Origin of the sequence: Flavobacterium nitratireducens (genome assembly GCF_029625335.1) — a bacterium.
In the GTDB taxonomy this organism is placed as follows: domain Bacteria; phylum Bacteroidota; class Bacteroidia; order Flavobacteriales; family Flavobacteriaceae; genus Flavobacterium; species Flavobacterium nitratireducens.
In genome coordinates, this window is the sequence record NZ_CP121111.1 from 227,701 (window position 1) to 252,705 (window position 25,005).

The 25,005-nt window shown below is 32.2% G+C and carries 21 protein-coding genes and 2 pseudogenes; 17 read left to right on the forward strand and 6 right to left on the reverse strand.

Annotated elements, in window-relative coordinates:
• Positions 1-20: 20 nt before the first annotated feature.
• On the forward strand, positions 21-527 hold the full coding sequence (locus tag P5P90_RS01120) for a hypothetical protein (RefSeq protein WP_278035420.1): 507 nt from the start codon (positions 21-23) through the stop codon (positions 525-527).
• A gap of 91 nt (positions 528-618) precedes the next feature.
• Here P5P90_RS01120 and P5P90_RS01125 read toward each other — a convergent pair whose 3' ends face one another.
• The 3 genes from P5P90_RS01125 to P5P90_RS01135 all read right to left on the reverse strand — a co-directional run bounded on the left by P5P90_RS01125 (position 619) and on the right by P5P90_RS01135 (position 3,037).
• Positions 619-1,563: a tRNA dihydrouridine synthase gene (locus tag P5P90_RS01125; protein ID WP_278035421.1), complete on the reverse strand. Its 945-nt coding sequence runs from the start codon at positions 1,561-1,563 to the stop codon at positions 619-621.
• Positions 1,564-1,716: 153 nt separating this feature from the next.
• Positions 1,717-2,502: an anti-sigma factor gene (locus P5P90_RS01130; RefSeq protein ID WP_278035422.1), complete on the reverse strand. Its 786-nt coding sequence runs from the start codon at positions 2,500-2,502 to the stop codon at positions 1,717-1,719.
• 4 nt (positions 2,503-2,506) lie between these two features.
• The gene (locus tag P5P90_RS01135; RefSeq protein WP_278035423.1) at positions 2,507-3,037 is read right to left on the reverse strand and encodes an RNA polymerase sigma factor; all 531 of its coding nucleotides are present in this window, start codon (positions 3,035-3,037) and stop codon (positions 2,507-2,509) included.
• A gap of 190 nt (positions 3,038-3,227) precedes the next feature.
• Here P5P90_RS01135 and P5P90_RS01140 point away from each other — a divergent pair, with 190 nt between their 5' ends.
• The 7 genes from P5P90_RS01140 to P5P90_RS01170 all read left to right on the forward strand — a co-directional run bounded on the left by P5P90_RS01140 (position 3,228) and on the right by P5P90_RS01170 (position 9,678).
• Positions 3,228-3,797: a glutathione peroxidase gene (locus P5P90_RS01140; protein WP_278035424.1), complete on the forward strand. Its 570-nt coding sequence runs from the start codon at positions 3,228-3,230 to the stop codon at positions 3,795-3,797.
• A 145-nt stretch (positions 3,798-3,942) separates the two neighbouring features.
• On the forward strand, positions 3,943-5,604 hold the full coding sequence (menD, locus tag P5P90_RS01145; RefSeq protein WP_278035425.1) for a 2-succinyl-5-enolpyruvyl-6-hydroxy-3-cyclohexene-1-carboxylic-acid synthase: 1,662 nt from the start codon (positions 3,943-3,945) through the stop codon (positions 5,602-5,604).
• A gap of 257 nt (positions 5,605-5,861) precedes the next feature.
• On the forward strand, positions 5,862-6,431 hold the full coding sequence (locus P5P90_RS01150; RefSeq protein WP_278035426.1) for a hypothetical protein: 570 nt from the start codon (positions 5,862-5,864) through the stop codon (positions 6,429-6,431).
• 8 nt (positions 6,432-6,439) lie between these two features.
• Positions 6,440-7,513, forward strand: coding sequence for a hypothetical protein (locus P5P90_RS01155; protein ID WP_278035427.1), 1,074 nt, complete (start codon positions 6,440-6,442; stop codon positions 7,511-7,513).
• A gap of 63 nt (positions 7,514-7,576) precedes the next feature.
• On the forward strand, positions 7,577-7,711 hold the full coding sequence (locus P5P90_RS01160) for a hypothetical protein (RefSeq protein WP_278035428.1): 135 nt from the start codon (positions 7,577-7,579) through the stop codon (positions 7,709-7,711).
• Between the two features lie 10 nt (positions 7,712-7,721).
• Positions 7,722-8,222: a Plug domain-containing protein gene (locus P5P90_RS01165; protein ID WP_278036456.1), complete on the forward strand. Its 501-nt coding sequence runs from the start codon at positions 7,722-7,724 to the stop codon at positions 8,220-8,222.
• A gap of 601 nt (positions 8,223-8,823) precedes the next feature.
• Positions 8,824-9,678, forward strand: coding sequence for a CvfB family protein (locus tag P5P90_RS01170; RefSeq protein ID WP_278035429.1), 855 nt, complete (start codon positions 8,824-8,826; stop codon positions 9,676-9,678).
• A gap of 602 nt (positions 9,679-10,280) precedes the next feature.
• Here P5P90_RS01170 and P5P90_RS01175 read toward each other — a convergent pair.
• A complete protein-coding gene (locus P5P90_RS01175) occupies positions 10,281-11,123 on the reverse strand; it encodes a hypothetical protein (RefSeq protein ID WP_278035430.1) in 843 nt (280 codons plus the stop codon).
• A 210-nt stretch (positions 11,124-11,333) separates the two neighbouring features.
• Here P5P90_RS01175 and P5P90_RS01180 point away from each other — a divergent pair.
• The 6 genes and pseudogenes from P5P90_RS01180 to P5P90_RS01205 all read left to right on the forward strand — a co-directional run bounded on the left by P5P90_RS01180 (position 11,334) and on the right by P5P90_RS01205 (position 17,364).
• A pseudogene (locus P5P90_RS01180) lies at positions 11,334-12,163 on the forward strand (1,4-dihydroxy-2-naphthoyl-CoA synthase).
• A gap of 101 nt (positions 12,164-12,264) precedes the next feature.
• A complete protein-coding gene (gene menA / locus P5P90_RS01185; RefSeq protein WP_278035431.1) occupies positions 12,265-13,254 on the forward strand; it encodes a 1,4-dihydroxy-2-naphthoate octaprenyltransferase in 990 nt (329 codons plus the stop codon).
• A gap of 237 nt (positions 13,255-13,491) precedes the next feature.
• Positions 13,492-14,169: a metal-dependent hydrolase gene (locus P5P90_RS01190; protein ID WP_278035432.1), complete on the forward strand. Its 678-nt coding sequence runs from the start codon at positions 13,492-13,494 to the stop codon at positions 14,167-14,169.
• 160 nt (positions 14,170-14,329) lie between these two features.
• Positions 14,330-15,529 carry a tetratricopeptide repeat protein gene (locus P5P90_RS01195; RefSeq protein ID WP_278035433.1) on the forward strand — a complete coding sequence of 400 codons (1,200 nt, stop codon included), beginning with the start codon at positions 14,330-14,332 and terminating at the stop codon, positions 15,527-15,529.
• A gap of 189 nt (positions 15,530-15,718) precedes the next feature.
• A complete protein-coding gene (locus tag P5P90_RS01200) occupies positions 15,719-16,057 on the forward strand; it encodes a hypothetical protein (protein WP_278035434.1) in 339 nt (112 codons plus the stop codon).
• 254 nt (positions 16,058-16,311) lie between these two features.
• Entirely contained in the window at positions 16,312-17,364 is a 1,053-nt protein-coding gene (locus P5P90_RS01205; protein WP_278035435.1) for an o-succinylbenzoate synthase, read from the forward strand.
• Between the two features lie 52 nt (positions 17,365-17,416).
• Here P5P90_RS01205 and P5P90_RS01210 read toward each other — a convergent pair.
• Both P5P90_RS01210 and P5P90_RS01215 read right to left on the reverse strand, forming a co-directional pair.
• Positions 17,417-19,039: pseudogene (locus P5P90_RS01210) on the reverse strand (sensor histidine kinase).
• A gap of 1 nt (position 19,040) precedes the next feature.
• Positions 19,041-20,123 carry a sensor protein KdpD gene (locus tag P5P90_RS01215; RefSeq protein WP_278036457.1) on the reverse strand — a complete coding sequence of 361 codons (1,083 nt, stop codon included), beginning with the start codon at positions 20,121-20,123 and terminating at the stop codon, positions 19,041-19,043.
• Between the two features lie 195 nt (positions 20,124-20,318).
• On the opposite strand from P5P90_RS01215, the gene P5P90_RS01220 reads away from it, so the two are divergent.
• The 3 genes from P5P90_RS01220 (at position 20,319) to P5P90_RS01230 (ending at position 24,925) form a co-directional block, all read left to right on the forward strand.
• On the forward strand, positions 20,319-22,109 hold the full coding sequence (locus tag P5P90_RS01220) for a PAS domain-containing sensor histidine kinase (protein WP_278035436.1): 1,791 nt from the start codon (positions 20,319-20,321) through the stop codon (positions 22,107-22,109).
• Positions 22,096-23,172 carry an ATP-binding response regulator gene (locus P5P90_RS01225; RefSeq protein ID WP_278035437.1) on the forward strand — a complete coding sequence of 359 codons (1,077 nt, stop codon included), beginning with the start codon at positions 22,096-22,098 and terminating at the stop codon, positions 23,170-23,172. Before P5P90_RS01220 ends, P5P90_RS01225 begins: the two co-directional genes overlap by 14 nt.
• A gap of 508 nt (positions 23,173-23,680) precedes the next feature.
• The gene (locus P5P90_RS01230) at positions 23,681-24,925 is read left to right on the forward strand and encodes a hypothetical protein (protein WP_278035438.1); all 1,245 of its coding nucleotides are present in this window, start codon (positions 23,681-23,683) and stop codon (positions 24,923-24,925) included.
• Positions 24,926-25,005: the final 80 nt, after the last annotated feature.

Here is a 25,005-nt window from a genome sequence, read left to right on the forward strand (position 1 = left end):
TTATTTAATACTAATAAGGCATGAAAAAAATAATCTTACTGACTTTATTTTATTTTAGTTGTAATTACCTTCAAGCGCAAATTGGTTTGCCAAGCATGAGAGGGGTAATATCTGCTGGATCAAAAATTATTCCTACTATGTATTCTGGTGGGAAAGGAATTGGTTCAGATCAAAAAGAAATAATTCAAAATAATTGTACGCCTTTACTTGTTGAATCTATATTTTATGGAGGTCAAGGATATGGCTCTCAAGATAATATTTTGTCTCAAACGGTATGTTCCCCTGCTATTGTTGAGTCCATATTTTATGGAGGTCAAGGATATGGCGCTCAAGATAATGTTCTAGTACAATCTGTTTGTAGTACACCTGTTGTTGAATCCATTTTTTATGGTGGAAAAGGGTCAGGAACTATAGATAATTTTGTTATACAATCCATTTGTACTAATCCATTAACTGAATCCATTTTTTTTGGGGGTAATGGTTATGGTGATCAACAGAGTATTGTTATTCAAACCATTTGTCAATAATTAAAATAGAATAAAATAGAAAAGGATAAATGAACTAAACATAAGAAAGTTCATTTATCCTTTTTTTACGAATAGTTAACTAGTTTTATGTTTACCCCTCCTTTATAATCTCTCTCACTGCCTGCTCATAATTACGGATGCTTTTTGCTTTTTTAATTTTTTTATGGATTTTGTGGGGATTGGAAAAGATCACTGAAAAGTATTCCCAGAGGTGATGCATTTTCAATAAAATGTGTGTTGCTCCCGATAAGGATTCACTATAACCGGCGTATAAAGTATCGTGAAAATCGCTGAACAATTCCATTTTGTTTGATGGATATTCGCTGCTGTTGCTTTTGATCATCGAAGGTAAAAAAGGATCAGCAATTAATCCGCGACCTATCATCCAATGGTCGATGGTAGGAAAGCGTTCCTGCATTTTTTGAAATTGAGCCACCGAAGTAATATCACCGTTATAATACAATTTTAGTTTGGTGTTGTCTACACATTGTTGGAAACCGTCTAAATTCACTCCACCATTGTACAATTGTTTCCCAATGCGGGCATGAATTGCCACATTCTTAATCGGGTATTTTTCTAAAAGAGGTAAAACATTCAGAATTTCTTCGGGAGTTTCATAACCCAAACGCATTTTCATCGAAACAATAATATCCGATTCGGCATGAACTCTTTCCAGAATATGATCAATTTTTTGTGTTTGGCAAATCAATCCGGATCCCATGCCAGATTTGGTTACCATTGGATACGGACAACCTAAATTCCAATTCAATTCTTTATATCCTAATTCCTGAACATATTTCGAAACAAATAAAAATTCATCCGCATCATTACTAATGATTTGAGGAATAACTTCTAAATCCTGATTGTTCTCAGGAAGTAAGTCACGTTGGTAGGAAGATTTTACAACCAGTTTTCCGTTTAAGCGAATGTAAGGAGAATAAAAAGTATCAATACCGCCAAAATATTTGTTTTGCGCATTTCTAAAGCGAAAATCAGTAAATCCTTGAAGAGGAGAGGAAAGAAGGGTATAGCTCATAAAAAAATAATTGTGCAAATATAATCAATGGAAACCAGAACTATACAAAACGTAAAAAGACTTTCGCTAGAAAGTCTTTTTACGTTTTGAACTAAATTCTAAGATTATTAATTGCTTAATCAACTTGACTTGTTAATGGTATAAATGTCTATTTTATACTTTACCTAAAGTGTATAATTGTTCTAATGTAGGAGTTAAACTTCCTCCAGCAGGTTCCAATGTAATACCGAAAGCTTCAGCTTCGGCAATATTATTAACGGCAAAAAAGCGCTCGTTATTGTCTTTAAATTTATCCAATAAACCAATACTGGTAGGTGTAAGAGGATTTAATTTTAAAGCCCAAACTTGGTAAACCATTCCTTTTGGAGGTTCTGGTAATCCAGAAGCATCTACATAAACCGTTTGCGTATCTTTGTTCCAATATACTTTTGCAGAAGATTCTGGGGAAACCGTTTGTCCTCCAAGTGTGATTACGGTGTTTTTGTCGTCTTTGATAACAGCCAAATGAGTTTCGATAGCGGCTTTTTTAGTCGCTAATTCGTTACGTTCTTTTTCGATTTTTACTTTTTCTAAGTTGGTAGTTACTATTTGATTATTAGTAAGTTCTAATTGATTGTATTGAAAACCAATTCCTGCCAAGAGTATAATAGCGGCTGCCCAACCGACGTATTGAGCCCAATTTCTTTTTGGACTCATGTTGATAACTTCAGGGGTGCTCAAGTTTAGTTTTTCTTTTATAGCGGCATAATTTTTAACCGATTGAAAAGGAGCAAAGCTAGACGATAAGGCCAACATTGATTTTTCGATAGCTATAATTTCGGCATTAATTTCAGGATATTTTTTAGCCATTTCAGCAACCTCTTCACTTTCGGTTTCTGATAATGAACCAAAAACATAAAGTTCTAATATACCTGATTCTATATATTCTTTCGTTTCCATCGTACTATACTTTCAAATAGTTTCTTAAATCATTAATACAGTTTCTGTTGTGTGTTTTTACCGTTCCTAATGGAATTTCAAGTTCATCAGCAGCTTCCTGTTGGGTATAACCTTTAAAAAACAATAAGTCTATTATTTGGATACATTTAGGTTTTAATCGTTTGATGAAATCCTGCAGTCCTATTCCGTCTACTTTATTGGTCAATTTGTTATTGTCTTCAAATAGATTTACGAAATTATCTGAAGAAAGGTTTTTTTGACTGTTGTTAAAGTTTTTAGAACGTAATCTATCAATCGAAGTATTTCGTGCGATATTTAGAATCCAAGTGTAAAAACGTCCTTTATTTTCGTTATAAGTATCTAAGTTTTTCCAGATTTTAACAAAAACCTCTTGGAGTACGTCCTCCGCTTCTTCTGTGTTTTTGATTAAGTTACTTATAACCGCAAATAAACTTTTGGCATACATATCATAAAGATGTGTGAATGCTTTTTCGTCCTTTCTGTAAATTAAAGCTAATAATTCGTCTTGACTCATCGTTTTTATATTTTGCATTACAAACTTAGGGAAACTTATTTGATATCTTAAAACTTTTCTTAAAATCGGGTTTAAAAATTCTTGTTATTAATCTAATATAGAATATTTAACAACAGTTTAATACTTTTTATCTCTTTTTCAAAAGGAAAAATGAATGCAAATTACTTACTTTTATCAAAAATATATTTTTATGAAAAAAATAATAATGTTGGCTTTCAGCGCTATGTTTCTTTTTAGTGGATTCGTTCAAGCACAAAATAAAAAATCAAAAAAGGTAGATACGCAAAGTATTTATCAGTTTAAGGTTAAAACATTAGATGGGGAAACTTTTGATTTTTCTACTCTAAAAGGTAAAAAAGTACTAATTGTGAATACCGCTTCCAAATGTGGTTATACACCACAATATGAGCAATTAGAAAAAATTTATAAGGAATATAAAGCCAAAGGATTTACAGTTATAGGTTTCCCAGCCAATAATTTTAATGGTCAAGAACCAGGAACTAATGAAGAAATTGAATCATTTTGTAAATTAAATTATGGAGTTACTTTCCCGATGATGGAAAAAATTTCGGTTAAAGGTGATGACATAAGCCCGATTTATCAGTTTTTAACACAAAAAGCAAAAAACGGACTGAAGGATTCAGAAGTAAAATGGAATTTTCAAAAATATTTGATTGACAAAAAAGGACATTTGGTAGAAGTGTATTATTCTAAAACAAAACCGGATGCACCCGAAATTGTGAATTGGATAAAAGAATAAATAATAGACAAAATGGAAAAAGCGATTTTTAATGATAAATTAGAAATCGCTTTTTTTTTGAGATATGATCATTTAAAAATCAGTTCTAAAATTTATAAAATAGCAATCCATCTTTGTATCTTTGTTTCTTATTGAAAAACAAAGAATGATTTACCCCAAAATACCTTTAGCGCAAAGTATCCTTGAGATTTGTTTGGCCAAAGGAATACAGCAAATTGTCATTTCTCCAGGTTCCAGAAATGCACCACTAACCATAGGTTTTGCAAATAATCCTGATTTTAAATGTTATAGCATTGCCGATGAACGCTGTGCTGCTTTTTTTGCCTTAGGTATTGCACAACAAATCAAACGTCCGGTAGCTCTAGTTTGTACTTCGGGTTCGGCATTACTCAATTACTATCCCGCTATTGCAGAGGCTTTTTATAGTCAGATTCCTTTGATTGTAATTTCGGCCGATAGGCCACAAAGTAAGATTGATATTGGCGACGGTCAGACCATTCGCCAAGAAAATGTTTTTGCAAACCACTCTTTGTACAATGCCAATTTATCAGAGGAAGCATCCAAAGAAAATGATTTTAAAATCAATGAAGCAATAGATGCTGCTTTTTATAAAAAAGGTCCAGTACATATTAATGCGCCTTTTGAAGAACCTTTATATGAAACGACAACGGAACTTTCGGTAGATGTAATGGTGAATCATTTTGCCAGTTTAAATTCCGTTAATCAATTAGAGGATTTAACTGAATTTGCTGCAAGCTGGAATCAATCGGCTAAGAAATTAGTGTTAGTAGGAACCAATGATCCTGGTTTGATTTCAAATGCAACCATTGAAGCTTTGGCTAACGATGAATCAGTTGTGGTCATGACCGAAACAACTTCTAATTTGCATCATCCAAATTTCGTTGCCAATATCGATACGATAATAACGCCTTTTACAGATGCTGATTTTGAAGACTTTTGTCCGGATATTTTAGTCACTTTTGGCGGAATGATTGTGTCTAAACGCATCAAAGCCTTTTTAAGAAAATACAAACCCAAACAGCATTGGCATATTGATTCTTTGCGTGCTTATGATACTTTTGGGGTTTTGACGAAACATTTTGAAGTAAATCCGGGTACTTTTTTCGAAACATTTTTGCCTTTAACAACTGCTGTTAAAAGCGAGTATTTTGCTAAAATGGAAAAGATAAAGGCGCTTCGAGAAGAAAAACAAGAAGTCTTTTTGTCAAAAGTTTCGTATTCTGATTTTTTAGTTTTTGATAGCATAATAAAGTCTTTGCCTCAAAACAGCCAATTGCAAATCAGTAATAGTTCTGCTATTCGATATGCCCAATTAATGAAAATAGATCCTTCAATTGAGGTTTTTTGTAACCGAGGAACTAGTGGAATTGACGGAAGTACTTCGACTGCTATTGGAGCAGCCGTAGCTTCAAATAAACCAGTTGTTTTTGTTACTGGTGATGTGAGTTTTCTGTATGACAGCAATGCGCTATGGAATGCTTATATACCCAAAAATTTCAAAATTATTCTTGTAAATAATGGTGGAGGAGGTATTTTTAGAATTTTACCAGGACATCAAGAAAATGCTGTTTTTAATACTTATTTTGAGACATCGCATCAATTAACAGCAGAACATTTGGCTAAAATGTATGGTTTAGTTTATATAACTGCTTCTGAAAAAGAAAGTTTAGTTAATAGTTTGAACCAATTATATTCACTGAATACTCAGCCAGCAATACTAGAAATTTTTACTCCAACAGCTGAAAACGATGTTGTTTTAAAGCAGTTTTTTAGGGAGTTGGTTTAAATGTATAACTCAATTACTGACTTCGTTTTGTTTTAAATAATTCATTATAAGATAAATAGATAAACTCTTCTGTGGTTACTACAGAAGAGTTTTTTTGTTTTTTTAATACAGGACAGTACAGGTTAGTTAATTGGTTTGAAGTGTTTATTTTAGTAAACTTTAACTTATCTATTTATTACCAAGTGTACATTTGTTTGTAAGCTAGTTTGTAATAAATATAAATTGAGGTCTTATCATTTAATATAATTTTTTTTCACATGGTTAAAGCGTTATTGGGTAGTTTAAATTGTGGTTTAGTTTGTTTCTTCTTTTTAATTTCATTAGGTTTTTTACAAGCTCAGGAACAAAAAACAAACCCAGAAATCGAAAAAATATATCTACATACCGATAGAACCCGATATTTTATTGGCGAAGACCTTTGGTACAAAGCTTATGAGGTTCGGGCTATTAAAAATATATTGTATGATAACAGTAATCTTTTGTATGTAGAGTTAGTTTCATCTGATTCTAAAATAATAGCGCGAAATAAAACGAATATCGAAATGGGTTTGGGTTATGGCGATTTTAAATTAGCCGATTCGCTAGGGGTAAAACCAGGGGTTTATCAGATACGCGCTTATACCAATTGGGATCGAAATTTTGGAGAAGACTTTGTTTTCAAAAAAAATATTGAAATCATAGATGCTTTTGAACTTAATTCTAAAGTAAAGAAAACACAGAGTTTTACTGTTGAGTCAAAAAGTATCGTAAATGTTCCAAAGAGTACCAAGCAATTGGGTGGTATTGTAGATTTTTTCCCCGAGGAGGTTCCCTTCTTGAAAATGTAGCTAGTATTGTGGGATTTAAAGCAGTTGATGGTAGTGGAGTACCAATAGACATTTCAGGAGAAATTTATGATTCCGATAACGAATTGATTACAGCATTTCAGAGTTCATATGATGGGATGGGAAAATTTCAAATATTACTTACTGAAGGAAAAAGTTATTATGCTAAGATTAAAACAGCAACTGGTGCTGAATTGAAACAAAATTTGCCTCAAACTATTAAAACAGGGTATATCCTAGGGTATAGACTTTTTAAAGGAAGAAATATCGTTACGATTAATACTAATGATGCCACCTTAATTCAAAATCCTAATGCGCAATTAACAGTGGTTTGTAAAGCAAAAGGAATTCCATATTTAGAAACTACGCAAACACTTACATCAACAACTTTATCTTTTGAATTAGGTAAAGACAAGATGCCGGAAGGGATAAGCCAAATCACATTAATAGATGCTAATCATAAACCGCATAGTGAGCGATTAGTGTTTTTTGAAAAAGATAAAGATTTAGTGGTGCAACTAGCTACAGATAAAGCGAGTTATCAACCAAGTGAAAAAGCGACTATTACTGTTGGTTCAAAATCTAAAGAAGGTCAAGTAAAATCGGCTAGTTATTGCATGAGTGTTACCGATTTGAATGGAATGGAAGATAACGAGTTTGAATCGAATATTTGTTCTTATTTTTTGATGGAATCTGATATTAGAGGGAAAGAGTATCATCCCGCTTATTATTTTGATTCAAATAACCCAAAACGTTTAGACCATTTAGATAATTTACTTTTAACACAAGGCTGGCGAGATTTTCTTTGGAAAACAGTTCCTCAAATTAAAGAATCAAACAGTTTTAAAGTTGATAAGGGAATTACAATTTCAGGGAGAGTCAAACAAGTTTTTGCCGACAAACCTCTTGAGAACAGTTTTGTTTCATTGTCTTTATTGAATAAAAAACGAAGAAACTTTTTTAGTGTGAAACCTGATGCTGCCACAGGAAATTTTAAATTTGAGAATATAATGTTTTCTGGAAAAACCAATATGTTTTTAAGTTCAATAAATGAAAAAGGAAAATTCAGAGGCGAAATTCTTTAAGATTCCATCGAAAAAGAGCCTATACCGGTTACTTTTAGAGAGAATTTTAGCAATTGGTCTAAAATGACATTACAAGAGGCGCAGAATGTCTTTAGAAAAAATGTAGCTTTTGGAGTAAAACCTGAAAACATTTTGGATGAAGTAGCTATAGTTTCTAAAAAAGAAAACCACTTCAAGATCGTTTTTTGGATTACCTGAAAATAGTTACATAGCAGATGCAGATGCAAAAACTTTTACTAATATTTATGAATTAATTGCTCAAAAAATTCCAGGAGTAATGTTTAATGGTGATTCAGTGACTTTTATTCGTAATAATGCTTCACCTTTTTATGTATTGAATGGTTTTGAAGTAACCAAACAGGAAATTGACGTTATTCAGCCTATTGATATTGAGAGAATTGATGTAATTAGAGGATTGCAAGCAACAATGTTTTTTGGTGAAGCGGCTGAAAGTGGATTTATAGCCATTTATACCAATCCAAATGCGCCAAAAAGGATTAAAGAAAAAACATATGCTATTCAAAAAGAAATCGATGGTTATTATGTTTCAAGAGTTTTTTATTTACCTACACCAGAACAGGTAAAGTTAGATTTAGATAATAAATTGGCAGTAAGAAACACATTGTATTGGAATCCTTATGTACATCCTGATAAAACAGGTGTTGCAAATGTGAGTTATTTTAATACACAAAAGTTGAAACTAAAGTAAAAGTAGCTTTAGAAGGGATTACTGCAACTGGAATCCCAGTGGTTAAAACAGCATATTATACAATAGTTAAGTAATTTTAGTTAGTTTACAGCTAAGAAAAATTAGCTTTTATTTTTTTATCTATTCTAACTCCTAAGTAAAAATAGAAAGATTTTACTTAGGAGTTTTTTTATTGCTAGACAGTACAGGATGATTGAATGTTTTTTCTAAGTTATTTTTAGATCTTCTAATATTCAACAAAATGATAATAACGAATAGTTCGGTTCGATTTAGTTTTCAGCTATTGCTAGTTACAACGGTTTTTTATTTGTAAAAACAAAAGTTGTTGCACAATTTCAAAATATAAAAAATGATATTTTTTGGGATACAAAAGAGGGATTGCCAATTTATAGCCAGGGAGGTGGATTTTTAAGTTTCTTTGCTAATGGAAATGCTAATTCATTTTGTTTAGTGGATGATGTGACTTTGGTGAAATAATAAACACAGATTAACACGGATTTTTTTGAAAATACACTTTGTCTTCTTTGCGAAAAACTTTGTGTCTTTTGTGGTTAAATTATTTCTTAACATCGTACCTTTGCCACTTATAAAATGGAATACAATGCTTAAAATAGGAAAATACAATAACTTAACTATATTGCGTGATACTAAAGTTGGTTTGTTTTTGGGCAACCCAGAAACGGATCCTGAAGGAATTCACGATGTATTACTACCCAACAAATACGTTCCTAAAGTATTTGAAATTGGAGAAGAAATAGTTGTTTTTGTGTACTTGGATCACGAGCAACGTCCTGTTGCAACTACTTTAGAACCTTATATTTTATTGAACGAATTTGCACTTTTACGTGTAAATTACATCAATCAGGTTGGGGCTTTTATGGACTGGGGAATGGAAAAAGACATTCTGGTGCCGTTTAAGGAACAAGCCCGACCAATGGAAAAAGGAAAGCGTTATCTGGTTTATCTTTACATGGATCAAAAGACGAATCGTTTAGTGGCTTCTAGTAAAACCAATCAATTTTTGAGTAATGATGAACTTACAGTTGAAAAAGGCGAAGAAGTAGATTTAATTGTTTCTCATATTACAGAAATAGGGATTAATGTAATTATCAACGAAAAACACAAAGGGCTTTTATACAAAGACGAAGTGTATGATGATAGTATTCGTACTGGAGACAGAATGTGTGGTTACATTAAAAATATCCGACCTGATCATAAAATAGATGTTTCGTTGCAAAAATTAGGCTATGAAGGAGTCGAACCTAATGCTGATAAGATATTGGACGAATTAAGAGCTAGCCGTGGATTTTTAAGATTAAATGATAATTCGCATCCAGAAGATATCAAAACGGTGCTTAAGATGAGTAAAAAGACTTTTAAGAAAGCAATTGGTGCTTTGTACAAAGAAAAACTGATAGAAATTAAAGAAGACGGAATTTATCTTGTAAAGGAATAAAAAAAGAAAGACTAATCCTGATGGTTAGTCTTTCTCTTTTATAAGCTCTCTTATTTTTGGACAACTTATAACTTATTAAACAATTGGAAACTATGTTGTAGTTTCACGTTAACCGTTCTTTCTTTATCTTTTTTTAACGCTAATTGAAGTTTGGAATCTCATTTTGCATTACAGCCTTTGGTAGAAAAAATAATGTTGGATTTTACACTTTTATTTTAAAGATATTACATCTGTGTATAGTAATCCAAAATGGTTACCGTAGGTGCTACTTTGAATAAATTCTAACCGCTTTCAGTGTTCCCCAATTGGGCTCTTTCTTTCCGTAGAACAAATTTAATAACATACTAAAAAGAGTGATAAAGCTTGTTGATTTTTTCAATATTCTTTTTTTAAGTTAATAAATCAGTTAGAAACTCTATAGCTAATTTGAATTGTAAATTATTCACCAATTCTAGAACTAACTACATTTAAAATTAATAAAAAAAGTTTTAGTTGATAGAAAAAAAGGATATAATCATAAAAATTAACATTTTTTAGGACTTTAACCTGAGAATGATTACTCTTTAAAATCAATACTTTTTCAAGGTCAGAAAACGGAAAAATCATTTGTATTTTGAACTTACATTTTCTGATTTAGTTACAATTTCTTGAATTACAGTATCTAACTCTTCGCTGGAAACAATTATACTGTCTATTAAAAATTCCTTTTCTTCTTCACTATTTTTATTCTCTTTAAGCAAGTTGGTTATAGCTAATATTCTGGATAAAGGGGTTCTAACCACATGCGATTGTATCCATGTTATTTCTTTTAATACTTCATTTTGGTTTTCAATTTTTTTGGTGTGTTCGATGTTGTTTTTAAAACTTTCTTCAAGACCGTTAAATAATTTAGGAACTAAGGAACAAATTAAAAAGCTAAGGAAGATTAAATTGGAAAAAACAGCGAAGAGTTCGTTGGTTTTAAACGTTACTAGATGTGAGGGTGTTAATTCAAGGTAATAAAGACTGATATATAAAATGGAGATGTATAAATTTATGAGTGCTGGTGTAAATTGATTTTTAAAGGTGTAAATAAAAGTAGACAAAAAACAGGCAGCTAGTAAATAGAGTGTACTATTTAGACCAACAAAATAGATAAGTGAAAAACTTAAGGTATAGACTGTTCCAATAAATAAGAGTTTACGTTTTTTAATCTTAATTCCTTTTTTAATACCAATGAACAATGCCGTAGTAACGGATAGTAAATCAATCCAAACCATAACATAGAGTTTGGCATCATTAGCCCAAATTACAGATGGGACCAGGGCAATAACACTTAGAGGGATGATGTAAACAATAGTATTGACAAACATGTCATCGCGCCAAAATTCTAAATCTTTATTTTCATTGTTAGAAAATAAGATATTCTGTCTGATTGCAGAGGTATATTTGTTCCATAAATTCATAATAAAGCTATATTTATGGTAGGAATTATTGTAAATATACTAATAAAAAAGAAATAAAAGTGTGTTTTAAGTAGGAAATTTTAGCTAATGAACTTTTCGTTAATAATAAGGGGTAAAAGAGTGTTCTCTTTTTTAACTAAAATAAAACTTCGAATAGATTAAGTCTAAAAAATGAATTAATTTTACACTATAATAATTAAAACCATTACAATGGATTGGATAACTGCTAAAGAATACGAAGATATCACTTATAAAAAATGCAACGGTGTTGCTAGAATTGCTTTCAATAGACCAGATGTTCGAAATGCTTTTCGACCTAAAACTACTTCAGAACTTTTAGATGCTTTTCATGATGCCCAAGAAGATACTTCGATTGGTGTTGTCTTGCTTTCTGCTGAAGGTCCAAGTACTAAAGATGGAATTTGGTCGTTTTGTAGTGGAGGGGATCAAAAAGCACGTGGACATCAAGGATATGTAGGTGAAGATGGTTATCATCGTTTGAATATTTTAGACGTTCAAAGATTAATCCGTTTTATGCCAAAAGCAGTTATTGCTGTCGTTCCAGGATGGGCTGTAGGAGGAGGTCATAGTTTGCATGTAGTGTGTGATATGACTCTGGCTAGTAAAGAACACGCTATCTTTAAACAAACCGATGCTGATGTTACTAGTTTTGATGGAGGTTATGGATCGGCGTATTTAGCTAAGATGGTCGGGCAGAAAAAAGCCAGAGAAATTTTCTTCTTAGGACGTAATTATTCCGCTCAAGAAGCTTTTGAGATGGGAATGGTGAATGCTGTTGTTCCTCATGACGAATTAGAAGCTACCGCTTACGAATGGGCTCAGGAAATATTAGCAAAATCACCTACATCAATCAAAATGCTAAAATTTGCCATGAATCTTACAGATGACGGTATGGTAGGGCAACAAGTTTTTGCAGGAGAGGCCACACGATTAGCTTACATGACAGAAGAGGCTAAAGAGGGGAGAAATGCGTTCTTAGAAAAAGAAAACCAAATTTTGAAAAGAAATGGTTACCTTAATTAAGTAAGTAGAATGCAGTTTTAAGTAAGCAGTAACTGAACTGATTATTAAACGAATCGATTTTTAAATTTTGTGCCTTTGTGGCAAGAAAAAAGAATATATGAAACACTGGATTGAAGCCGCAAGATTGCGCACTTTACCTTTATCGGTATCAGGAATTATAGTAGGAAGTATGTATGCTTTGGCTAATCCTACCGATGCAATATTAACACCAACAGAAGTATTCAATTGGAGACTTTTTGGTTTTGCTATTCTTACCACCTTAGGATTGCAAATTCTTTCCAATTTTGCCAATGATTATGGCGATGGTATGAAAGGAACCGATAATGAAGACCGAATAGGGCCTAAACGTGCTATCCAAAGTGGCGTTATTTCGCCAGCTGCTATGAAACGCGCTATTGTAATCACCTCGTTTTTGACTTTGCTTTCGGCAATTGCATTAATTTATTATGCTTTTGGGTACGAGCATTTGTACTATTCTATTTTTTATTTGGTATTAGGGATTTTAGCGATTTTATCGGCTATTCGTTATACAGTTGGGAACACAGCTTATGGATATCGCGGATATGGCGATTTGTTTGTTTTTATTTTCTTCGGCTTAGTTAGTACTTTAGGCGTTAATTTTTTGTATTCTAAAGAGGCAGAGCCTTTGCTTATTTTGCCAGCAATGGCTGTAGGTTTTCTAAGTGTTGGGGTTTTAAATCTAAATAATATGCGAGATGAAGCCTCGGACAAAAAAGGGGGTAAAAATACCATTGTGGTTAAAATTGGAGGTGAAAAAGCTAAAAAGTACCACTATTTTTTAGTTGGTGGCGCAATGTTTTTAGTGTTCCTTTTTGCAGTTTTATTTGATTTATATGCTGATCCTTATCCAGGGCAAATTAATTTTGATTTATATCTTTTTCTTGTAGCTTATTTCCCTTTGATTAAACATTTAATAAGGGTATCAAAAAATAAAGAACCTAGAGATTTAGATCCAGAATTAAAAAAGTTAGCCTTAAGTACTTTTGCGCTTTCGGTATTGTTGTCATTGTGTATGATTTACTTTTTCTCAGATATTATTGTTAATGCCTTTTTAGGCGGAAGGTAAGCTAGTACCTAGTACCTAGTACCTAGTACCTAGTGATTAGTAAATTATAAATTATAAAATGAAAAGTGAATTACGAATTACCAACCGCAAAAAAACAATGGCTAACCACTGGTAATCAGTGATATATGATAAATAAGCAAGAATAAAGTGAAAAAAATAAAGAGAATAGATGCTAAAAGCTAAGAACTAGTTACTAATCACTAGGCACTAAGGACTACTCACTCAAAAACAAAAAATATGAAAATAACCTATTACGGACACGCTGCTTTAGGGATTAAAGTAGGTGGAAAACACATTATTGTTGATCCTTTTATTTCGGCAAATCCTTTAGCGGAACATATAGATATTAATGAATTAAAAGCCGATTATATTTTGATCACGCACGCACATGGAGATCATGTTTTGGATGTAGAAGCTATTGCGCAACGAACAGGAGCAGTTGTCGTTTCTAATGCTGAAATTGCGGGTCATTATGCTGCCAAAGGTTTTCAGGCACATCCAATGAATCACGGTGGAAGTTGGAATTTCGACTTCGGGAAAGTAAAATATGTTAATGCGGTGCATTCTAGTTCGTTTCCTGATGGAACTTATGGGGGAAATCCAGGTGGTTTTGTAATTGAAGGCGAACATAAAAACATTTACATTGCTGGCGATACTGCTTTGACTATGGATATGAAATTGATTCCTATGCGAACCAAACTCGATTTGGCTATATTCCCTATCGGAGACAATTTTACGATGGATGTTCAAGACGCTATTTTAGCTTCTGATTTTGTGGAATGCGATAAGGTATTAGGTTATCACTATGATACTTTTGGCTATATCAAAATTGATCATAAAGCGGCAATTCAGGCCTTTTTTGATAAAGGAAAAGATTTGATGTTGCTTGAAATTGGTGATAGTATCGAATTGTAATTTTTTTAGGAGCTACTTCCAGCTGTACGTTTCAAACGAAGTTCACTGAACTCAAATGTAAATATAAGTTAAGTGAAGTAATCTCTTGTGGCGAACCACGCCACCAGAGGATTTTTACTTCCATCTGGGCTAGTTTTGTATCGTTAATAAACTACATTTAGTGAAAAAAATAATTTTTGTGCTATTCGTTAGCATTTTTTGTCAGAGTGTTTTTGCTCAAAAAACCGGTTATTGGGACAAGGAAAGAGCAACCTATAAAGAAATTATGGTTTCGGCACGAGACCGAATTGTTGTAGAAACCGATGATTTTCCAGCAGGAACCACCGAATTAATTTACAGAATTACATTGCTTGATGATAATCAAAAAATGGCTGGAAGTCTGGTTTCTGTTTTAAAATCAATTCCGGACCCAACAGGGATTAGTCAGGGTTCGGCAGGAGCTGTTTTTTTGATGTCTAAAATCTCAGGAGATGATAAATGCAAATACGCTATTTTTTCCAAAAGTGATTTGGCTAAAAATTACGGAACCACAGGTGAAACGGTCGATGCTTGTTTGGTGCAAAATACCGCCATTAGTAAAGATGCTAAGCGACTTTCTATTGATAAATCGGCTTGTTTGAAATCCAATGCTGCTAAATTGTATTTTGGTTTCGAAAGCTCGAATTGGATTATGAAACAAAAAATCGTTCTAGAAGTAGTGCCGTGGGTAGATGCAAAATTAAGTAGAGGTTGGACACTTGAAAACAGAAAAAACATCATCAGTCAGTGTAAAACTTCGGCTTTAGCTCGAAAAATGGCTAATTCGGATGATTTTTGTGTTTGTATTGCCGAGAAAATCCAAAAACAATATACTTTTCAGGAATTCCAAAAACTGTTGCCTATGGAACAAACGAAGGCGTATAAGGATTTTGGAGCGAGTTGTTTTGAGGAAACAGGAATTGCTAAAACGGTTTTTAATGATTTAAGAACAAAAGCGTCAAATAGCGTTAAAAATGGCGATTACAGTGCTGCAATTAAAACGTATAATGAAATTGTTAACCAAGGAAAAGCAACCGCTACGGATTATGCTAATTTAGGAAATTCCTATTTGTTGACGAAGCAGTATGCTAAAGCAATCAAAGTCCTAAAAGAAGGGGAAAAGAAAGATGATACCGAATTGTTAGTCAAAATCAATTTGGCTCATGCATATCTATTAAATGGCGAATTCGCTAAAGCTAAAAGTATTTATAAAGAATACCAGAATCAAAATGTAACAGACAATCTTAGCTGGACTCAAAAAATCAAAGATGATTTTCAGGCTTTTGCGAAAGCTGGAATCCAAAATGATAATTTTGATAAGATTTTGAAGTTGATAAAGTGATTTTAACCATTAAGGCTATTAAGTTGAGTTAAGAATTTTTAAAATTTGGTTAAATATTTAAGAAAAACCTCTAGTTTAATAATAACAAAGCTATCTATGTAAAATATAAGTGAAATTATTGATTCATATTCTGATAAATATTTCGCAATTAAGCAGCAAGCTCGAAAATATATTTTGAATGGTTCGAATGTGGATGATAAAGAACGGTTAAATATTCTACATAGACCTTGGGTTGCTCCTTTTAATTGGGGTTTAATGATTTATAAAGGTGCTAGTAAAGAAGTTATATGTGGATTTCAATATGAAAATGAAATTATAATTCCAGCTTTTTATAAAGAGTTTTTAGAGATTATTAACGGATGTTTTTTGTATGATATGTCACTGTTTGGTATAATTGAATCATTTACAAGAAGTTTTTTGCAATGTCATAGTTTGCAAACTGCTAATGTTTATTGGAAAAATAGTTTTAAAGTTGATAAAACATTTTTTATTTTGGCGGATCTCCTTATAGTTATGAAGAAAATGTAGGTTATTTTTATGATGGGAATAAAATAATATCTATTCGTAAAAATGGTGAGATAGTTGGTGAATGGAATGATTTCTCTATGTTTTTAAATGATGAAATTAGTAAATCATAGAAAAGAATGTTGAAAGAAACACCAGCTAACATTAAATTAATAGTTATGGATTAAAATAGGGCTAGTTCTAATGTACTTAAAAACTTTGCGAATACTTTGAGTCCTTCGCGGTAACAGAGCACCATTTGCGGTAAAATATAATAAATGAAAGCAACATACCATAATTACATCCTCAATTTTAAACGACCATCAGGGACTTCTCGTGGTGTGATGACTGACAAAGAAACCTGGTTTCTTGTTTTGGAAAAAGACGGTAAAAAAGGAATAGGAGAGTGCGGAATCTTAAGAGGATTAAGTGCTGATGATCGACCAGATTATGAAGAAAAATTGCAATGGACTTGCGCTAATATTCATTTGGGCAAAGACGTGCTTTGGGAAGCATTGATTGAATTTCCTTCGATACAGTTTGGAGTCGAAATGGCTTTTCTATCCTTAGCAAGTGAAACGCCTTTCTTGCTCTTTCCATCAGCCTTCACTAATGGGGAGAAATCAATCGACATTAACGGTTTGATTTGGATGGGTGAGGCTGCTTTTATGAAGGAACAAATCGAGGAAAAACTAGCTCAAGGTTTTCGTTGTGTCAAACTTAAAATTGGCGCCATTGATTTCGAAAAAGAACTAGAATTACTACGTTATATTCGTCAATATTTTACTCCGGAGCAGGTTGAAATTAGGGTAGATGCTAATGGTGCTTTTGGTTTAGATGAAGCTTTAGATAAATTAAATAAATTATCTGTATTTCAATTACATAGTATAGAACAGCCTATTCAAAAAAACAATACTGACAGGATGTCAGAGCTATGTAAAACAACGCCTTTTCCGATTGCTTTAGATGAGGAATTGATAGGTGTGTTTTCATTGGAAGAAAAAGAACAATTACTGCAAAAAATTAAGCCGCAATACATCATTTTAAAGCCAAGTTTTGTAGGTGGTTTTAAAGGAACTCAAGAGTGGATTAGCCTAGCCGAAAAGTATCAAATTGGCTGGTGGATTACCTCTGCATTAGAAAGTAATATAGGTTTAAATGCTATCGCGCAATGGACGTATACATTGCAAAATCCGATGCCTCAGGGTTTAGGAACCGGTGCTTTGTACACCAATAATTTTGATTGTCCGCTTGAGGTTTCAGCAGGGCAATTATGGTATAAAACAAATAAAAACTGGGATTTTTATTTTGATCAATTAGCTGTTTTATAGTTTTTTACTTAGCTTAGTTGTAGTTATAATTGAATAGAAGTGATTTTAATTATCAAGCTGTATTTAAATGAATGCTAAAAGTACTACCTAATCCAAGTTCGCTTTCAACACCAATAGTTCCATTTTGAGCTTCAATAAATTCCTTAGAAATAGCGAGTCCTAATCCTGTACCTGATTTATGACTGCCCGGAATTTGGAAGTATTTTTCAAAGATTTTGTTTTTATAGTGGCTATCAAATTGCGTTAGTTAAAAAATTGATTAACACCCAACTTGTTTTTTCTTTGTCGGCTTTGACTAAGGGCAAATTGGCTTCTGCGACAATGCTTATTTCAATTTGCTTTTGTTCGGTCTTTGTTTTGACGGCTTTAGTTGCATGGCTAACAATTTCGTAGGGATTGCTTTTCTCAATATTTAATTGGATTTTACCTGTTTCTACTTGAGATAATTCTAATAATTCCCCCGTAATTTTTAGTAATTGCTGACTATCGTCTTTAATACTTTCAATAAGTTGTTTTTGGTCTTCATTGATACCGCCTGTGTTTGGGTTTTCAAGTAATTGCAAACTCATTTTTATAGAGGAAATCGGCGTTTTTAATTCATGAGAAACCGTTGCTATAAAATTGGTTTTCGCAAAGTTCAATTCTTTAAAAAAAGTAATATTGCGCAATATGATTACATTCCCAATTTCAATAGCTTTCTCTTCGCCTGTGGGAGTAATGGTGATATTTACCTGCTCTTTTTCGAAATAGCTTTCTTTCGAATCGGCATAAATTTTCATTGGTTTTTTTGAATTTTCTGCATCATTCAATACAAGAGAACGCATCAAGTCATTTGTTTTAGCAATTTCTATAGCTGCTTTCCCAATACTATCTTCTTTTTTTAATCCTAAGATTTTCAGTGCTTCATCGTTGATGAATAGAATGATTCCTTCATAATCCAAACCAATAATAGGGTCGTGCATATTATTGATTAAGGTTTCCAAACGTTTTTTTTCAAAAGATAATTTATACAAGTAATGTTGTGGTATTCTTGAAGTTTTTCGGCCATGGTATTGAATGATTTGGCTAAATCTCCAAATTCATTATGATGCCAAAAATGCACTCTTTCGGAGTAGTTTTTATTTGCGATTTCTTTAATACTGGCGGTCAATTCTTTGATGGGATTGGCTATGTTATTGGGCAAATTAACTAATAAGTTAAAAGCGATTAAAAAACACAAAGTGCCTACTACAGCAATAGTAAAATTAGCGGTTTCGGCGGTGTGCTTGGCAATATCACTTTTTACTTTAATGGCATTCATATTGAGCTTCATAATCTCAAAAATCGTCTGCCTGATTCGCGCTTTAATGGTTTCGCTGTTTTGGTTTTCTTTCAGTATATTAAAATCAGATTGTAATTTTTGAGTAACTTGATCTTCATTTACTTCCGTAATATTAGCCATTTGTTTTTTTAGGTTCAATTCAAAAATAGCCGCTGCTTTTTCTTTTTGAATAGGCATTGCGTCTATTGAAAGCAGCATATTACGCGCATATTCTAAGGTATTATAATTGGCCGTTAGAATGTTTCCCGTATCTTTTTTAATTGAAAATACAGAGTAGGAACTAACCAAGGAAAGTATAAAGATTAATATAAATAATAAGCCAACGCCTAAATTTAATTTAGTTTTAATTCTCATATTAAGAAAGTATTACAAGATCAACATTTGATTTCGCCAGCTTATTTAATAGCTTTCTGAAAATTGTTGTTGACAAAATTACCTTAAATAAACTAAAATGTGGTTTTCCAATACAAACAGTTGTGATGTTTTTTTGAGCAACTATCTTTAGTATTGTTTCACTGATGTTTGTATCCTCAACTTTGATGACTTCTGCACCTAATTGAGTGGCCAATTTGAAATTATTGATAAGATGACGTTGTTTGTCTAATGCTATTTTGTCGGAACTTTCTCTTGGTGTTTCTACATACAATACATACCAGCTCCCGTTGTAATAACTAGCTAATCGTGCTGCTTTTCGTATGACCACTTTTGCTGTTTTGTCATTGCTACTTATGCAGGACAATAGTTTTTCCTGTCTTAGCGTATGTTGTTGTGTTATTTCTGTTTCAACTTTTCGGACTACTTGGCTAGCAACCTCTTTTAGTGCTAATTCTCGTAATTGTAAAATTTGATCAGCTTTGAAAAAGTTTGTTAAAGCCGTTTGAATTTTGTCTGAAGAATAGATTTTACCTTCCTTCAGGCGATTGATTAAGTCTTCGGAACTCAAATCGATATTAACAACTTCATCAGCTAATCGTAAAACTTTATCCGGAATGCGTTCTTGTACGTCAATACCGGTAATTCGTTTGACTACAGGATTCAGACTTTCTATGTGCTGAATGTTGACCGCCGAAATGACATTGATTCCCGCTTCCAGAATTTCAAGAACATCTTGCCATCTTTTTTCATTTTTACTTCCTTCAATATTGGTATGCGCTAACTCATCAACAATGACTACTTCAGGATGCAAATTGATAATGTTTTGCACGTCCATTTCCTCTAAAATTTTTCCTTTGTAAAAAATATTCCTTCTGGCAATAATGGGCAGTCCAGCTAATAATTCCTGAGTTTCTTTTCGAGAATGGGTCTCAACATACCCAATCTGAATGTCGATTCCGTTTTTTAAAAGTGTATGCGCTTCCTGTAGCATACGATAGGTTTTGCCTACACCAGCACTCATGCCAATATAAATTTTGAATTTTCCTTTTCGTGATTTTTTTATTTAATCAAGAAAGTACTGTACATTATTTTCTTTGTCAGGATTCATCAAACAAAAGGAGTTAGCGTTGTTTAAAAGTGATTTAGATGATTTTTGTGGTTGTTTTTCTTATAATGAAATAGCAAGTGAAGTTATATAAATGAAAGCTATTTATGGATTAATCCAAAAAAGAATGAATTAAAAGGGGATGTACCCCGATTGGATTATTTATGTAATAATGTCCCGGAAACTTTTACACCCTTAAGTAGAGGATTTCATTTAGTTGGCGAAGTCTATAAATTATATCAAGAAGAATTTAAAAAAATAATGACTGAGCGACAGGTAAATACTTTCTTGTTCGTGCCTATTTTTGATAATGATTTTTTTTGGGGATTTTTAGGATTTGAGCATTGCATGGATGTAGTCTGGGATTTGGATGTTATTGAATCAATTAAACTCATTACAAAAAATATATCTATTAAGATTAATGAAGTTAGATATAAAGAAAAGATAGGTCCGAGTTTTGATATTTTTAAATATTATGACAATGGTATACTCGAAGGCTTTTGGGAATTAGATTTAGTTACTAATGAACTTAAATTATCAAATAATTGGGCTAATTTACTGGGGTTTTCAATTTATGAAGTTAAACAAACATATGAGTTTTTAAAAAGCAGGTATCATCCCGATGATTTTCTTGAGATAGAGGATAAACGTAAAAAATTTATCTCAGGGGAGATTGGTGAATATTCGGGTATAGCCAGAGTTAAAAACAAGGATGAGAAATATATTTGGGTGAAGTATTCGGGATCTCTCAGAAGAAATACCAATGGAGAAGCAGTTAAATTATTTGGAACAATTGTAGACGTCAATGATATCGAAGTTAATAAAATAGCTTTAGAAGAATCTGAAAAGAAAATGCGTTTTATTCTCGAGCATTCTACAGATTTGATAACCCAACGTGATATTAACGGTAAGTATCTGTATGTTTCTGAATCGTCAACAGAAATATTAGGTTATACTCCCCTGGAATTGATGGAATTAAATTCGAATTATGAATTGTGTCATCCTGCTGATTTGGATGATCTACTGGTAAAACAGTCTAATTTTATACATGATAAAAGTCGTTTGAGTTTTATATTTAGTGTACAGATGAAAAAGAAGAATGGTGATTATGTATGGTTGGAGGTGATTTCTAAAAAAATTATTGTTAATCATTCTTTGGTTTGTATTCAAAGCACTGCCAGAGATATTAGTCTCCGAAAAAAATTAGAACTTCAAAATTTGAAAGCTTTGGAAAGGGAAAAAGAATTGTATGATTTGAAAGCGAAATTTGTGACTATGGCTTCGCATCAATTTAGAACACCATTAACGGTAATCTACTCTAATGCGGAATTAATTGAAATAAAAACCAAATTGTTAGATTTCAAATTGGCAGAGAATTTTACAGCTATAACAAACAGAATTAAATTTGAAATTGAACGAATGTCTGAATTGATAGATAATATTCTGGTTTTTGGAAAATATGATGTCAGAGAAAATTTTAGTCTTAAAATCGAAGCTATCAATTTTGATGAGTTTATGACAAATTTGATTGTTACCTATTTTAATCATGAAGCTGATGGAAGGGGGGTAAAGGTTGTTACTATTGGTTCTTCAAAACCAGTACAGTCTGATACTTCACTTTTAATACATATCTTTACAAATTTATTAAATAACGCCTTTAAATATTCCAAAGGAAAACCAAATCCTGAACTTAAAGTTATTTATTTGAATCAAAAAATTCAGATTGAAGTGATTGATTATGGAATTGGTGTTCCAGAACAGGATGTCAAAAAGCTTTTTAAATCTTTTTACAGGGCATCAAATACATCTACAATTGTTGGTTCAGGATTAGGATTGACGATTGTAAAACAATTTACACGAATGCTAAAAGGAAAAATTAAGCTAAAAACAAAACAAAATTCAGGAACTAAAATAACTATAACTTTCCCTTATGAACAAAAATAGAATATTGCTGGTTGAAGATGAAATAAACTTAAGAGAAACCATCTGTGAATATTTAAAACATGAAAATTATGATGTTGTAGCAGCTGAAAACGGACAAGAAGCCTTGGATATTTTAGATTACTGGATACCAGATTTGATTCTTTGTGATATAATGATGCCGGTAATGGATGGTCATCAATTTCAGGAAATTTTAATGCAAAACACTACTCTTAATGCAATACCATTTATTTTTCTGACTGCAAAAAAGGAAGATAATATTAGAGAAAAATGTATTTATGATGGAGTAGATGAGTTTATTTCAAAGCCATTTAAGTTTGATGAATTGACAAAAATGGTAAATGCTAAAATTAAACGATTTAAGAAGATAAAAAATTCCTATAATAATATTTATACGGGATCTAAAAATGTTTTTTTACATGAAATTAATACTCCTTTAAATGGGATTTTAGGTTCTATTGAACTTTTGATTGAAAATGAAGAAAGTTTTGATAAGGATGATAAAGCGACCTTTTATGAAGCAATTAAAATTTCTGGAGAACGCTTAAATAGAACCATGCGAAATGTGATATTATTTCAAAACATAAAAAATAACTCTATTGAATTTAATGAGGATGAACAAAGTGATTTATTAGGTTGTTTTGTTAAAGTAAGAAAAGCCCTTTCTCCTTATTATGAGAATTCTAAAAAAAGGCTGAGAGTAGATATTGCAACGATAAAACTAAAAATGAATCCGGAATTTCTGGAATTTGTACTTTTTGAGTTAATTGATAATGCATTAAAATTTTCAAACACCACTAAACAGGTGAGTGTTGCCGGCAGTATTTACAATGATAAATATTACGAGTTGAATATTACAGATTATGGAATTGGGTTTAAGCAAGAAGAATTAAAATCAATTGAGCCAAATAAACAATTTGATAGAGATCAAATGGAGCAGCAGGGGTTGGGTTTAGGTTTGTACTTAAGCCGAATCGTTGTTTTAAAATCAAAAGGGCTCTTTAGTATTGTTTCAAAGGAAGGAGAAGGAACTAAAATCACTTTGTTACTACCTATAGCGCTATAGATAGTTAATGAAATTATAGCTTAACCTTACTATTAAAATTTATCTTTTTCTCTTAAAACTCTAGTTATTCACTAGAGTTTTTTGTTTTTTATAGTGAATATTTTAAGTAAGTAAATATTTATTTTATATTTTTATACCACTTTAACTTATCAGCCTTATTTTTTAAGTCATCAGTATATTGGTGGCTTTAATTGTTTTTGAGACCTATTTTTGTAGATTATTAACTTGTTTTTTGTAAGGATTTTATACAAATCAAACTGCTTTTTTTGTAAAATATTTTTTTTCAAAGTTAGAGGTCATTGTAAAATAAAAGGATTCATGAGTAGTGACTTCCTTTTTCTTATTTCAAGCCGGTTTTAATATAGAAATGTAGTGCAATCATTCTATTGCAACTTCTGATTTTTGAATACAAACACTAAAAATAACATGAATAATTATCATTTTTTAATTAATAATAAATCAATTTAACCTCATTTTCATGAACAAAATTTACTTTAAAAATTATTTAATGAAATCCCTGAAGATGATACTATTTGCGATAGTATTGTTTTTGACAAGTGAAATGAATGCTCAGGGAGTCAGTTTGACTTTTAACCGAGGTGTTATGGGTTACCTAGGTAATAACCAAGTTTTATCAGTTGAAAACCTTGCGAGTATCAATATTGCTAGAGTATCTTTTAGGCAACCGCAATCTACTGGACAATTTGGTGGTACACAAGGTAATGATTTATCCGGTTTCTTAGATATTATCATGCAGGATGGAGTAAAATACTCAATACCTGGAGCGCTTAACTGGAGAAGAACAACAGGGTCTATTATTGAAGGATTTGGTTTTATTTTTGATCCCGTAGTTAATCTAACGTTGTGGAATAATGGTATTCCGGTTTATCAAATCGTAGGAGGTAGTACTATAAATGTCAGTTCGACCTTATTATTACAGGCTTATTCATCCACTCAAACCTTTATTGATGGTAATGACTACAATGGTAATGCTGCTCAAAGCGGTTTATTAGATGCCTTGAATTTAGAATTAGCTAATTCGCCACAACCTTCAAGCATAAGTTTGGCTTCTACAAACGTTGTAGAAGGAAATCCACTTGTTTACACGGTGAATTTAACACCTGCAACTTCGGTTGGTGTTCCACAATATTTTACTTTTACTTTCAATGGAACAGCAACAAATGGTTCTGATTATAGTAGCACCTATGTTTTTTCAAATGGTGTAATTAATAATGGTGATGGGACAATAACAGTGCCTGGAGGTGTTGGTTCTTTTACAGTTACTGTTAATACAATCGATGATTTAATTGTTGAAAGTACTGAAACATTAGTGTTGAATGTTGGAAGTAAATCAGCGACAGGAAATATACTTGATAATGACAATCCGTTAGCAGCCACTCAATCACAAACCAATATAAGCTGTTTTGGAGGTTCTAATGGAACAGCCTCAGTTACAGCTTCAGGCGGAACTACTCCTTATACGTATTCCTGGAAAAATTCATCTAATGCCGTTATAGGTTCGGCTTCTTCTATTACAGGTTTAGCTGAAGGAAGCTATACTTGTACCATTACTGATGCCAATTCTGCATCAATTACTAAAAACTTTACCATTACGCAGCCAGCTGCTGCATTATCTCTGGCTGTTTCTTCAGTTACAGAAGCTTCATGCTCAACTCCAACAGGAAGTGTTACTGCAGGTGCTGTTTCAAATGCTGTAGGTACTGTAAACTATTCTTGGAAAAAATGCTTCTAATGTTGAAGTAGGAACAACTGCTACAGTAAATAACCTTTCTGCAGGAACTTATACTCTTACTATAACAGATAATTGTCATT

What these genes read in the sequence shown, in the direction of transcription:
- P5P90_RS01120 (WP_278035420.1), top strand. Translation starts at nt 21, where the DNA reads ATGAAAAAAATAATCTTACTGACTTTATTTTATTTTAGTTGTAATTAC.
- P5P90_RS01125 (WP_278035421.1), bottom strand. Translation starts at nt 1,563, where the DNA reads ATGAGCTATACCCTTCTTTCCTCTCCTCTTCAAGGATTTACTGATTTT.
- P5P90_RS01130 (WP_278035422.1), bottom strand. Translation starts at nt 2,502, where the DNA reads ATGGAAACGAAAGAATATATAGAATCAGGTATATTAGAACTTTATGTT.
- P5P90_RS01135 (WP_278035423.1), bottom strand. Translation starts at nt 3,037, where the DNA reads ATGAGTCAAGACGAATTATTAGCTTTAATTTACAGAAAGGACGAAAAA.
- P5P90_RS01140 (WP_278035424.1), top strand. Translation starts at nt 3,228, where the DNA reads ATGAAAAAAATAATAATGTTGGCTTTCAGCGCTATGTTTCTTTTTAGT.
- menD (WP_278035425.1), top strand. Translation starts at nt 3,943, where the DNA reads ATGATTTACCCCAAAATACCTTTAGCGCAAAGTATCCTTGAGATTTGT.
- P5P90_RS01150 (WP_278035426.1), top strand. Translation starts at nt 5,862, where the DNA reads ATGGTTAAAGCGTTATTGGGTAGTTTAAATTGTGGTTTAGTTTGTTTC.
- P5P90_RS01160 (WP_278035428.1), top strand. Translation starts at nt 7,577, where the DNA reads ATGACATTACAAGAGGCGCAGAATGTCTTTAGAAAAAATGTAGCTTTT.
- P5P90_RS01170 (WP_278035429.1), top strand. Translation starts at nt 8,824, where the DNA reads ATGCTTAAAATAGGAAAATACAATAACTTAACTATATTGCGTGATACT.
- P5P90_RS01175 (WP_278035430.1), bottom strand. Translation starts at nt 11,123, where the DNA reads ATGAATTTATGGAACAAATATACCTCTGCAATCAGACAGAATATCTTA.
- menA (WP_278035431.1), top strand. Translation starts at nt 12,265, where the DNA reads ATGAAACACTGGATTGAAGCCGCAAGATTGCGCACTTTACCTTTATCG.
- P5P90_RS01190 (WP_278035432.1), top strand. Translation starts at nt 13,492, where the DNA reads ATGAAAATAACCTATTACGGACACGCTGCTTTAGGGATTAAAGTAGGT.
- P5P90_RS01205 (WP_278035435.1), top strand. Translation starts at nt 16,312, where the DNA reads ATGAAAGCAACATACCATAATTACATCCTCAATTTTAAACGACCATCA.
- P5P90_RS01225 (WP_278035437.1), top strand. Translation starts at nt 22,096, where the DNA reads ATGAACAAAAATAGAATATTGCTGGTTGAAGATGAAATAAACTTAAGA.
- P5P90_RS01230 (WP_278035438.1), top strand. Translation starts at nt 23,681, where the DNA reads ATGAAATCCCTGAAGATGATACTATTTGCGATAGTATTGTTTTTGACA.